At 43.9% G+C, this 11775-nt stretch carries 7 protein-coding genes and 1 pseudogene; 4 read left to right on the top strand and 4 right to left on the bottom strand.

Annotated features, from left to right (window positions below; genetic code table 11):
* The 4 genes from HUK62_RS14240 to HUK62_RS14225 are packed head-to-tail and all read left to right on the top strand — an operon-like array spanning window position 1 to window position 5860.
* A complete protein-coding gene (locus tag HUK62_RS14240) occupies window positions 1-2016 on the top strand; it encodes a M3 family metallopeptidase (protein ID WP_176538184.1) in 2016 nt (671 codons plus the stop codon).
* Window positions 2017-2027: 11 nt separating this feature from the next.
* Complete coding sequence (locus tag HUK62_RS14235) at window positions 2028-2966, top strand: ABC transporter permease (RefSeq protein ID WP_005400312.1); 939 nt, start codon at window positions 2028-2030, stop codon at window positions 2964-2966.
* Between the two features lie 7 nt (window positions 2967-2973).
* Window positions 2974-4119 carry an ABC transporter permease gene (locus tag HUK62_RS14230; RefSeq protein ID WP_005400313.1) on the top strand — a complete coding sequence of 382 codons (1146 nt, stop codon included), beginning with the start codon at window positions 2974-2976 and terminating at the stop codon, window positions 4117-4119.
* A 10-nt stretch (window positions 4120-4129) separates the two neighbouring features.
* On the top strand, window positions 4130-5860 hold the full coding sequence (locus HUK62_RS14225) for an ABC transporter ATP-binding protein (RefSeq protein WP_176538183.1): 1731 nt from the start codon (window positions 4130-4132) through the stop codon (window positions 5858-5860).
* Window positions 5861-6279: 419 nt separating this feature from the next.
* Here HUK62_RS14225 and rluB read toward each other — a convergent pair.
* The 4 genes and pseudogenes from rluB to HUK62_RS14205 form a co-directional block, all read right to left on the bottom strand.
* Window positions 6280-7131 (bottom strand): annotated as a pseudogene (gene rluB / locus HUK62_RS14220) (23S rRNA pseudouridine(2605) synthase RluB); the annotation flags it as partial.
* A 41-nt stretch (window positions 7132-7172) separates the two neighbouring features.
* The gene (gene scpB, locus HUK62_RS14215) at window positions 7173-7760 is read right to left on the bottom strand and encodes an SMC-Scp complex subunit ScpB (protein WP_010327370.1); all 588 of its coding nucleotides are present in this window, start codon (window positions 7758-7760) and stop codon (window positions 7173-7175) included.
* On the bottom strand, window positions 7760-8554 hold the full coding sequence (locus HUK62_RS14210) for a segregation/condensation protein A (RefSeq protein WP_125280338.1): 795 nt from the start codon (window positions 8552-8554) through the stop codon (window positions 7760-7762). Before HUK62_RS14210 ends, scpB begins: the two co-directional genes overlap by 1 nt.
* A gap of 509 nt (window positions 8555-9063) precedes the next feature.
* The gene (locus HUK62_RS14205) at window positions 9064-11469 is read right to left on the bottom strand and encodes a sulfatase-like hydrolase/transferase (protein WP_176538181.1); all 2406 of its coding nucleotides are present in this window, start codon (window positions 11467-11469) and stop codon (window positions 9064-9066) included.
* Window positions 11470-11775 lie beyond the last annotated feature (306 nt).

Below are 11775 nucleotides of genomic sequence, written 5' to 3'. Positions count from 1 at the left end.
ATGAAAAAGCAAAATTTTAAAGTCACTGCATTGTGCATGTTAGGCCTAGGGATGAGTCAGATGGCTTTGGCTGAAACAGCACAGCGCCAAACCTTGCCCAGCTTTCAAGCCAAAGATATCCCTGCGCTGTGTAATGCCAAAATTGCGGATGTGAAAAAGCAACTCAAAGCGTTTGAAAATAAGCCCCTTAAAAACGAAACCGCGGCAGCACCTGTATTGGCTGAATGGGATCGTATTTTTGCATCATTTGAAGATTTTTACGGCCCGATTGGTCTGTATAGCAATGTTGACCCTGATGAGGCACTGCGTAAAACGGCTGAAGACTGTGAAATTAAAATTAGCCAATTCCAAACCGATGTTTATCAAAATCCAAAGCTATACCAACAAATTAAGAAAGTTAAAATTGCGGATCCAATTGAAGCCAAGTTCCGTGAAGATATTTTGGATGGTTTTGAAAAAACAGGGATACAGCTTTCAGCAGATAAACAAGCACGCTTAAAAGCGATTTTTGATGAACTAGCAAAAATTGAACAAGAGTATGCGCGTAATGTCCGTGATAATCCTGAAAAACTCGAATTTAGCCCTGATGAGCTAAAAGGCCTGCCACAAAGTTATATCGACGGCTTAAAGAAAAATGACAAGGGTAATTATCTGTTAGGGTTTGAGTATCCCGATTATCGTCCGTTTATGGAGTTGGCAGACAACGATGACGCACGTAAGCGTTATCAAATTGCATTTACCCGACGTGGTGGCGAGAAAAATTTAGCGCTGCTGAAGCAAGCCATGGACTTACGTTATGAGTTAGCACAACTGTTTGGTAAGTCTAGTTATGCCGAATGGGTACTGCAAAGCCGGATGGCGAAAAACCCTGAAACTGTGAATAAATTTTTGGCAGATGTACATGCTACCGTGACACCCCTAGAGAAAAAGGAAGTCCAAACTCTACGCGAGTTTAAAGCGCAAAGTTTGAATATCCCTGTTGAGCTAGCCAGTATTGAGCGTTGGAGCGAAGCATATTGGAGTGAAAAATTACGCAAAGCCAAGTATCAGGTCGACCAAGAACAACTGCGTCAGTATTTCCCAACGCAAGCCTCTCAAGACTGGCTATTTGCCATTTCTGAAAACCTGTATGGCATCAAGTTTAAGCCTGTAAAAGTCGAGGTTTGGCAAGATGAAGTGGAATATTATGATGTGACCGATGCCAAAACAGGGCAACTGCTCGGTGGCTTATATATGGATAAATTTCCACGTAAAGGTAAATATGGACATGCTGCTGTATGGGGTGTTTATGGCGGCAGTAGCTTAACTGGGCGAAAACCAATTTCAGCACTGGTGACTAACTTTAACCGCAATGGTTTAAATAGCGATGAACTTGAAACTTTTGTACATGAGTTTGGTCATGCGCTGCATGGCATTTTATCCAACACACGTTTTTCATCTCAGTCTGGAACTTCGGTTGAGCGAGACTTTGTCGAAGCACCTTCACAAATGTATGAGGAATGGGCACGAGGCAAAGAGACTTTGTCAAAGGTGGCAGACTACTGCAAACCTGACTGCCCACGCGTGGATGATGCGCTGATTGCCAAACTCAATGCCGTGCATAGTTATGGGCGTGGTTTGCATTATGCTCGTCAGACGTTGTATGCGCAGTATGACATGGCGCTACATGGCAGTGATGCACGAGAGGTTCAGCCCTTAAAGGTTTGGGAAAAAATGGAAGGCGCAACGGCTTTGGGCTATGTTCCAACCACCGAGTTTCCAGGGCAGTTTGGTCACATCATGGGTGGTTATCAAGTCGGGTATTACGGCTATATGTGGTCAGAAGTGATGGCGTTGGACATGCTCTCAGCCTTTGGTGATAACTTAAATAATCCTGAAGTGGGACAGCACTATCGTCAAACCATTTTGTCCCAAGGCGGTCAAAAACCTGCCAAAGCATTGGTCAAAGACTTTTTGGGTCGTGAGCCTGATAACAAAGCCTTTTTCGATGAAATTACCGGTCAACGGGTGAAATAAGGGGCATTTTTATGCTGGCATATATTATTCGTCGAATTTGGCAAATGATCCCGACCATGCTTGGAGTGGTGTTGCTGATTTTCTTCTTGTTTAACTGGGTTGGTGGCGACCCTGCCTATATTTTGGCAGGGAAAATGTCGAACCCTGAACAAATTGAAAATATCCGACAGCAGCTTGGGGTCGATCAGCCCTATTATGTGCAACTGTGGATTTTCATTAAGCAGATTTTGACTTTTGATTATGGGTTAAGTTGGAGTACAGGGGAGTCAGTATCGCAAATCATCACGACACGACTCGGGCCTTCACTCACTTTGCTCATTCCACTGACGATCTTACAAACCATTATTTCTATTGTGTTGGCTTTGGCGGTGGCAGCCGTGCGCGGCAGTTTAACAGATCGTATGGTGATGATGCTGTGTACGATTGGCATGTCGATCAGTATCTTGGTGTATATCATTGTTTTTCAGTATGTCTTTGCCTATCAGCTGAGCTGGTTTCCAGTACAAGGCTGGAGCGATAGCTTTAGTGTGAACCTGTTTAAATATGCTTTATTGCCCATTCTGATAATGTTAGTGGTCAGTATTGCCCCGACTTTACGGTTGTATCGTAGTTTTGTTTTGGATGAAGTCAATCAAGACTATGTTCGTACTGCACGTGCCAAAGGGATTGGTGAACGGCGCATTTTAGGCGTGCATGTGCTACGTAATGCCTCAATCCCGATTATTACAGACGTGATGGCAAGTTTACCTGCTTTGTTGATTGGTGCATTTTTGATTGAGCGTTTCTTTGGTATCCCGGGCATTGGTCGTGAAGTAATTATTGCGGTAGAGCGTAGTGATTTTCCCGTAATTAAAGCCATTACCGTGTACGTTGCCCTCGCAACGATGTTTTTCAACTTGATTGCCGATTTGATTTATAAATGGGTCGATCCACGTGTACAGTTGAAGTAGGTGAATTATGCTCAGTGTTCTTACTAAAAGAAAACCAGATACTGCTGAACCTACAACAGCGTCTACAGGACTATGGCAACTCGCCATGCGCCGCTTAAAACGCGATCGAATCGCCATGTTTTCTCTCCTAATCGTACTGTTTTATTTGGTGCTGTTAATTTTGTCATCTACAGGATTGATTGCAAAAAACTGGAATAAAGAAGTCGCTGTGAGTTATGCACCGCCTACGTTTATCGGTGCAGCAGCGATACCTGCTACGCAAAGTGAAACACGAAAAGTCGAAGCGGCTGTGCCTGAGAACCCTGTTGATCCTTTAAAAGATGTGATTCGTGAGCTCAACACAGAAATTGCTGCTGAACAGGGTGTGGGGGGGGCAATTGATTACTATGGGGTTGTTGATCCTTTAGCCGAAGATATGAGAGCGATTGATCAAGCGCTAGATGGTCATTTACTAGATCAGCAAGCGGAACTTAAGCAAAGCCTGATTTTAGGTGCCGACAAATGGGGACAAAGTGTTTTACTGAAAACCATTAAAGGTGCAGAAACATCAATTATTGTTGGCTTAGTCGCAGCTTTTCTTGCTGTGGTGATTGGCACGGTTTTAGGTGCCATTTCGGGCTACTTTGGTGGCTGGGTCGATGATGTCTTGAATTGGTTTTATAACATTTTTACCTCGATTCCTTATTTGCTTTTGGTGCTAGCTATTGCCGCAGTACTGCAACAAAAAGGTGTTTTATCCATTGTTTTGATTTTGGGTTTAACGGGGTGGACGGGGGTATATCGTTTAATTCGTGCCGAATATATGAAGCATACTTCGCGGGAATATGTGTTGGCGGCAAAAGCAATTGGGGTGAGTCATAGCCGACGTATTTTTGTGCATATATTTCCCAATGTCAGTCATATTGCACTGGTTCAAATGTCAATTTTAGTGGTGGCCTTTATTAAGTCAGAAGTGATTTTGAGCTTCCTAGGTTTTGGTGTCCCTGTTGGTGTGGTGTCATGGGGCAGCATGTTGAATGAAGCGCAAAGTGAACTGATTTTAGGTAAGTGGTGGCAGTTAGCGGCTGCTTCTGTGGCAATGGCGGTTCTGGTCACTGCATTTTCAATGTTTACCGATGCATTGCGAGATGCATTAGACCCGAAACTGAAATAGGAGTATGAGAATGTCTGAACTCAATCATATGACAGCGCCAGTCTTACTTCAGGTGGAAAACTTGCGTGTCAGCTTTAAAAATGAAGAAAAGCAGTACATTGAAACAGTCAAAGGCATTAGTTTTAGTATTCCAGTGAATGCCACTGTGGCTTTAGTCGGGGAGTCTGGCAGTGGTAAATCGGTCACATCGCTAGCAACCATGGGGCTATTATCTACAGAAAGCAGTCAAATTGCTTCGGACAGTAAAATTCTGTTTGAGGGACAAAACCTACTCGATTTACCACGCCGTGAAATGCGGAAAAAGTGCGGTAAAGATATTGCCATGATTTTTCAAGAGCCGATGTCATCACTGAATCCTGTGTTTACGGTAGGTTCACAAATTGCAGAAATTTTGCAGTTACACTTGGGCATGAGTCGTAAGCAGGCGCGTGCACGTGCTTTGGAACTCTTGATAGAAGTTGGGATTCCATCTCCTGAAACCAAGATTGATGCTTATCCGGGGCAGTTGTCGGGTGGGCAGCAGCAGCGCGTCATGATTGCTATGGCAATTGCGTGTAAACCCAAACTATTGATTGCTGATGAACCGACAACAGCGCTGGATGTCACCATTCAAAAGCAAATTTTAGATTTGTTGGAGTCTTTGCGGAAGAAGCATCAAATGTCGATGCTGTTTATTACCCATGATTTGGCTTTGGTCGGGGAAATTGCCGATCAGGTAATCGTGATGCGGCAGGGGAAAATTCGTGAACAAGGCTGGGTTAAAGATGTACTTGAACGTCCTCAAGATGTCTATACCAAAGCGTTGTTGCACTGCCGTCCGCAACTATCTAAACGTCCCATGCGTTTGCCGATGATCAGTGACTTTATGCAACAAAAGGGCGATGACTATATTGAAACGCATAGCGTTGATGTCGAGTCACTTCAACAAAGATCTCGTGGCTTAACAGGCCAAGAAGCGATTATTTTAGATGTGCATGACCTTAAAAAGTCATTTTATAGTCGTAAAGGACTATTCGGCAAAGAGGAGTTTCAAGCGGTCAAAGGCGTGAGTTTTCAACTGGCAAAAGGCAAGACTTTGGGCTTGGTGGGTGAGTCTGGTTCGGGGAAAACCACCATCGGATTATTGCTGATGCGCTTACAGGAAGCGACAGGAGGAAAAGCGCTGTTTGAAGGTCAAGATATTTTAGCCATGTCAGAAAAAGAGTTTGCTCGGTATCAACGTAAGATTCAAATCATTTTCCAAAATCCCTATGCATCACTGAATCCACGTTTTACCGTCGGGCAGATTTTGATGGAACCAATGCAGGTACATGGGATCGGGATGAATGATAGTGAACGCAAACAGATGGCTTTGGACTTGTTGGAACGCGTGAGCTTACCTGCACAGGCTTTTTATCGTTATCCACATGAGTTTTCAGGCGGACAGCGTCAACGTATTGCGATTGCGCGCTGCCTAACCTTAAAACCTGAGATTTTGATTTGTGATGAGTCTGTTTCGGCCTTGGATGTTTCGGTACAAGCCCAAGTACTGAATTTGCTGCAAGATTTACAGGATGAATTTGGACTGAGTTATATCTTTATTTCACATGACTTGTCTGTAGTGAAATATATTTCAGATCAAATCATGGTTTTGAATCATGGTGATTTGGTGGAAATAGCCAATTCGGATGATTTGTACCAGTCACCACAGCATGACTATACCAAGCGCTTGCTTAGTGCTATCCCGCAAAGTGTGGCATGAATGGGTGGCTGTTGTTTTAATAATAAAAACGCTCAATAAGTTGGGCATTTTTTATAAGGAGCTTGCAGTTTTTTCTGATCTAGAGCAGAAAGGGAGCTTATTGTGCAGCGTAAACACATATAAAAAGAGCCACTCGAAAGTGGCTCAAATTTGGACTTTAAAAATTAAAACTTCTTAAAGCTTTTATTTCCAAAAGGTTTACGTGGCGCATTTTCATCACGCGCGTCGCGTTGACCATAGGTGCCTTTGTTGCCAAAGTTCTCTGGACGGCTGTCACGTTGTGCATAGCCTGAGTTTTGGCGTGGTTCACGTTGACCATAACCAGTTTGTGCATTGTCCTGACGACGTTGGCTATGTCCATTTGGATTTTCACGGCGTTCACGATTGAAAGCTGGCTTCGCTTGTTGTTGGCCTTCATCTTCATTGTCACGGCGCTGTTGACGTAAGAAACCACCACGACGCGCAGCCATTGGTTTTTCTTGCATACGTTCAGTACGACGTTTTGCCATGCCGTACAAACCCGTGCCTTGACGTGGTTTTAGCTCAACCGCTTTGGTTAAGTTGTCGATGTCGTTTTTGTCCAACTCCATCCAACGACCCGTACGTAGTTCGCGCGGTAAAATAACTGTGCCATAACGTGTACGTAGTAGACGGCTGACTTTTAAACCTTGCGATTCAAAAATACGACGTACTTCGCGGTTACGACCTTCTTTTACCACTACTTGGAACCAACGGTTAATCCCTTCACCGCCAATTTCAGAGAATGACTCAAACTTCGCTGGGCCGTCATCTAACACCACACCTTTGAGCATGTTGTTTTTAATTTGCGGGGTTACTTCACCCATAACACGCACAGCATATTCACGTTCGATTTCATTCGATGGGTGCATCAGGCGATTCGCCAACTCACCATCGTTTGTAAATAACAGTAAACCTGTTGAGTTAATATCTAGACGACCGACCATTACCCAGCGATCATTCGCGATTGCAGGCAATTGCTCAAATACAGTTGGACGTGACTCAGGATCACTACGTGAACAAATTTCGCCTTCTGGTTTATAGTAAATCAGAACACGACGACGAATTTCATCTTCAATTTGGAACGATACTTTACGACCATCGATGCGAAGCTCATCACCTGGTTCAATACGTTCGCCTACTTGGGCAACTTGGCCGTTGACACTCACACGACCAGCGGCAATCACTTCTTCCATATAACGGCGAGAACCCAAACCAACTCGTGCGAGTACCTTTTGCAACTTTTCACTCATGACAGCATAACCTTAGAAATTATCATCAACAGTTCACCTATTTACGACTTCGGTGCATTCGCATCGAGCGCCATAAAAGCTTCCTTGGCATCCTGCAGGGGAGGCAACTGACCTAAAGAATTTAGGCCAAATGCATTTAAAAATTGGGGCGTCGTAACTAACAACGCAGGTCTTCCTGGGAGTTCACGAAAACCAGATTCTTTAATCCAGTTCCAATCAAATAACGTTCGTAACAGTTGACTGTTATTTGAGACTCCTCGAATTTGTTCTATATCTGCTCGAGTGACGGGTTGATGATAGGCAACCACGGCCAACATTTCGAGTAGCGATGGCGAGAGACGAGTTGGTCGCTCTGGCCACGTTTGTGCAACGATTTGACGGTATTTTGCTCGAACCTGAAAACGAAAACCTTGAGCAGTTTCAATCAGTTCAATCGAACGGCCATGTTGTAGCATGGCAAGTTGTTGTAAAAACTGGCGTAAATCTTGTTTGCTATATTGATTTTGGAACGATTCTTTCAATCGTGCAAGTGAAACAGGCGCATCACTGGCAAAAATAATTGCTTCTAACTGCATCAGTACTTCATGTAAGTTATCTTCGTTCGTTACAGGAGCGGTTTGTTCTAACATTATTTTTTGACTCCTTGTATCGAAAGCGGTGCTTCAACACCTGAACTCACAATTTGAATACGTTGCTGACGGGTTAACTCTAAAATGGCCATAAACGTCACGACCATGCCCATGCGACCTTGGATGGGGCGCAGCAAAGATTCAAAAACTAAAACTTCACCTGAAGCGACTTTGCTTTCAATAAAAGCCATGCGCTCTTCAAGTAAAACAGGTTCTTGTGCAATTTGGTGGGTGATTGGCTCAGGTCGGTTAAACACGCAGAACAGTGCATCACGCAGCTGTTGCACATTATGACCGTCATTATTGTCTAGAGTTTGGCCTAAGCTGACATTGGTTGAGAAGGTGTCTCGCTCTAATATAGGCATTTGCCCTAAGCGTTCAGCCGCTTGTTTAATACGGAGATAAGTTTCTAAACGGTCGATCAGCTCTTGTTTTGGGTCTTTTTCAATTTGGATTGCATTGGGTGCTTTTGGCAACAGCAAACGTGACTTTAAGTCAGCCAATAACGCGGCCATCACCATATAGTCTGCTGTCAGCTCAATGTTAAGCGACTTCATGGCATCCATATAAGACAGGTATTGCGCTGCAATCGGGGCAATATCTAACTGTAATAAGTCGAAGCCGTTTTTTTGAATCAGGTAAATCAGAAAGTCGAGTGGTCCTTCAAAATGCTCTAAAAGAATTTCAAATGCAGCTGGAGGAATATATAAATCCTCGGGGATGGAGTCATGCCACTCATCCATAACACGGATTTGTGGAAGATCTTCCATGGCATTATGGACGGATTGATTCATTACAGTTATTGGCCACGCGAATTTTCAAAGGCATGATTATGTTTTTTCGAATCAGTACTTAAGGAGAAAAAGTAGAGGCGATTTAAAAAATACATAATTTTAATAGGGCTTAGTGTAAAACAAATTGCGGCGTGAATACATGATTTCACCGACCAAATAACAAAAAAAGCTGTAAATAAATAGAGAGTATTTATTTGTGTGATGCTTTTTATGCGCTGATGTCGTAGCTAAATTTGCAGAAATGGGTTGGGTTTGAGAGAACATGATGTACTTAGGGCCTAGTCCTGTGGTTTGAAAAATAATCGATTTATTGTAAGTAGCTAGATGAGACTGCATAGTGCGGCATTATGAACCTCAAAAGCAGCCTACAAAATAGGCATTGGATGAATACCTTAAAGAATAGCGCTGAAATACGAAGAAAGTATTTCAGCGCTGCTCCAACTTCAGAGACTTTGAAGTCTCAAATTTTGGGGTATTGATCAATCTCAGATCATCGTGTTTAAAAATATTTAGTCTTTTAAATCGATTGTGACGGTATCGATTTGACCTGTGAATGGGTACGGCGCTTTTTCATTGTAGCGCGGTGAAACGGTTGAGCCTAAGTCCATCCCGATGTCAAAGGTTTCAGTTGCTGAAAAACGATAAGGAACCACTTTTTCAACCTGACCTTGAGCAACCGTATCGCCATTGACGCTGATCGTCACAGGTCCGCCAATACCATGTCGTCCTTCACGCGGAGTCTGTTGATAATCTACAACGATGCTGTGTTTACCCGGTGCTAATGCTTTGGTGGAAGCAATCCGATAATACGATTGGGCAAAGAAGTTGTATTCGTACACAGGTATGCCATTTTCCAAATACAACGAGAAGCCACCACCTGAACCACCTTCAGCCACAATTACACCATTGGCACCGCTTTTAGGAATGACAATGTCAGCCTTAATACTATGCGAGCGCTGATACATGGTTGGTGCACTGCCTTCAGGCAGACGCGTGGTTCCTGCTGAATAGGTGAATTGCTTTCGGCCACGAACTGAAGAAGGCCGTTCTGGATTAAAAGCACGTTCCACAAAACGGTCATCTAACGGATAAACGCCATATTTGCCTGCTTCTTGGTCGAACAGTTTCTGCATTTCTGCTAAGCGTTGAGGCTCTTTGGCTGCTAGGTCATGCGCTTGGGAAAAGTCCTGTTTGATATTGTATAGTTCCCACGGACTATCTTTAAAGCCTAAAGAGCCACTGAGCTTCCACGGTACGCCATGGAAGGATGAGGCAACCCAACCGTCTTGATAGATGGCTCTATGTCCACCCGTTTCAAAGTATTGGGTATGACGCTGATCTTTGGCTTTTGCATCATTGAAACTGTATGCCATGCTAATGCCAGACATTGGCGTTTGCTTTACACCATCTACTAAGTTGGGCTGCGGAATATTGGCTGCTTCTAAAATGGTTGAGGTGATGTCGGAGACATGATGGAATTGGTTATGGATCGCATGCGTGGCTCTAATTTTTGCAGGCCAAGAAACGATCATGCCATTGCGTGTTCCTCCGAAGTGAGAAGGGACGCGTTTCATCCATTGAAATGGAGACGAGCCAGCCCATGCCCAACCGACAGGATATTGGTTTTCGTGTTTAGGTCCGCCAATTTCATCAATATGTTTTAATTGATTTTCAACAGTATCTGGAAAACCATTTTGAGTCATTAGGTTATTGATAGTACCCGTTAACGTCCCTTCAGCACTGGCACCATTATCCCCCGCAATAAAAATAATGAGGGTATTGTCTGCATCAGGAAGTTTCTTGATGGCTTTAATCAAACGTCCCATTTCATGATCTGTTTGTGCGAGGAAACCTGCAAAGACTTCTTGATGTTTTGCAAACAAGCGCTTCTCATCTGCACTCAGAGCAGCCCAAGCTTGAATACTGTCTGGGCGAGGCATCAAGTCGGTATTTTTAGGAACAATGCCTAATTTCTTCTGACGGGCCAAGGTTTCTTCACGGACTTTGTCCCAACCTTGGTTGAACTGGCCTTGAAACTTATCAATCCATTCTTGATTGACATGCAGTGGTGCATGGACGGCACCGGGTGCCATATAGACAAAATACGGTTTATCTGGAGAGACTGAGCCTTGACGATTGATCCAACCAATTGCATCATTGACCAAGTCAACATTCAGGTTATAGCCTTGCTCTGGTCGTTTAGTTGGTTCAACGGGTGTTACTCCGCGGATCAGCTGCGGTTCCCATTGGCTCGATTCACCACCAAAGAAGCCATAAAAATATTCGAAACCGAGACCTGTTGGCCAGCGTTCAAAAGGCCCAACTGGAGATGTTTCCCAGTCAGGGGTGTTGTGCCATTTACCAAATGCCGCAGTGGCATAGCCATTGTCTTTAAGGATTCTAGCGACACTGGCACTTTCCTTGGGCCATATTGTGTTATATCCCGGATAACCCGTTGAAAGTTCGGTGATGGTTCCCGCTCCAACTTGATGTGGGTTTTGTCCAGTTAAAAGAGCTGCACGTGTTGGAGAACTAATCCCTGTAGTATGGAAACGATTGAAAATCACACCATCATCTGCAAGTTCATCCATTTCAGGTGTCGGTACAGGCCCACCAAAGGTGCCAGCTTGCCCAAAGCCTAAGTCGTCTAACAAAATTACCACCACGTTAGGGGCACCTTTGGGTGCTTTTACAGGTTGAGGAAAATCTTGTTTAGAGCCCTCAAAGGTTTCTTTAATCACCCCTTTAAATTCGGGTGTAGGTTGGGGCAAAACCAAGCCTGTCTGGTTTGAGGCTTGAGGTGTGCTACTTTGGGCTTCGGGAGCTGCTAAAGCGGCATGCGATGCTGTAATGGCTGCGACCAAGGTGAGGACACGTGTCAGTGGTTTGGAGCTTAATGATCTATTTTTGTTCATATACAATCCCTTATTAAAAGTTTCCTTGCTGTGGTGTTGAAAAAATGCGCAAAAATGCTGAGTAGGGAAAAGACCTACGGAATAAAAAGGTTTAGATGTTTGGGGATTTCGATTGAGTTGTAGCTTCACACATGAGGCTCTCATCTCATATAGCCTGTTACAGGCTTGATTTAAACGAAGCAGAGATCGCGTTTGGAGGAAACCTGAATAGTTGGAAGCTGAATGCGATGGATTGGCTAGAATGCATTGGAGTGGTTGAAACCGCAAATAGGCCTAATATTGTTGTATTCCATTGCTTCGACATTT

Origin of the sequence: Acinetobacter sp. NEB 394, from assembly GCF_013374795.1 — a bacterium.
Taxonomy (GTDB): Bacteria; Pseudomonadota; Gammaproteobacteria; order Pseudomonadales; family Moraxellaceae; genus Acinetobacter; species Acinetobacter johnsonii.
The sequence above is the reverse complement of the archived record's forward strand: the minus strand, read 5'-3'. Positions and strand labels throughout refer to the sequence as shown.

Excerpts from the sequence above, each read along its gene's own strand:
- HUK62_RS14225 (WP_176538183.1), top strand. The coding sequence starts at position 4,130 with ATGTCTGAACTCAATCATATGACAGCGCCAGTCTTACTTCAGGTGGAA.
- HUK62_RS14240 (WP_176538184.1), top strand. The coding sequence starts at position 1 with ATGAAAAAGCAAAATTTTAAAGTCACTGCATTGTGCATGTTAGGCCTA.
- HUK62_RS14235 (WP_005400312.1), top strand. The coding sequence starts at position 2,028 with ATGCTGGCATATATTATTCGTCGAATTTGGCAAATGATCCCGACCATG.
- scpB (WP_010327370.1), bottom strand. The coding sequence starts at position 7,760 with ATGTTAGAACAAACCGCTCCTGTAACGAACGAAGATAACTTACATGAA.
- HUK62_RS14210 (WP_125280338.1), bottom strand. The coding sequence starts at position 8,554 with ATGAATCAATCCGTCCATAATGCCATGGAAGATCTTCCACAAATCCGT.
- HUK62_RS14205 (WP_176538181.1), bottom strand. The coding sequence starts at position 11,469 with ATGAACAAAAATAGATCATTAAGCTCCAAACCACTGACACGTGTCCTC.
- HUK62_RS14230 (WP_005400313.1), top strand. The coding sequence starts at position 2,974 with ATGCTCAGTGTTCTTACTAAAAGAAAACCAGATACTGCTGAACCTACA.